Below are 275 nucleotides of genomic sequence, written 5' to 3' on the forward strand. Positions count from 1 at the left end.
AATCACCAGTTGCATTTGCTATGGCAGGTCTTGTTTTGGGGGATTGTTGGAAATTTGATTCTCTTGCTGGGTTTGGCGGGGAAACGTTATTACTATGCACGAGTGCTGACAGACTTCAAGTCGGGTATTAAGAAGGCTATCTTTCAGACTTTTCTATATAGCCGTCGGATAGCGGATGAAGAAGTTTTGTCAGACTTGGAAAATGATGTAAAACAGCTAGAAGATAATTATATTGAGCCGACTGTTATTATCATTTCTTCTTTGGGATTTACAAC

General features: G+C 39.6%; 1 pseudogene. It reads left to right on the forward strand.

Going from position 1 to position 275, the window contains the following annotated elements:
• Window positions 1-275 (forward strand): annotated as a pseudogene (locus HMPREF2704_RS02110) (ABC transporter ATP-binding protein); the annotation flags it as partial.

This window comes from Streptococcus sp. HMSC076C09 (assembly GCF_001837905.1).
GTDB lineage: Bacteria > Bacillota > Bacilli > Lactobacillales > Streptococcaceae > Streptococcus > Streptococcus parasanguinis_I.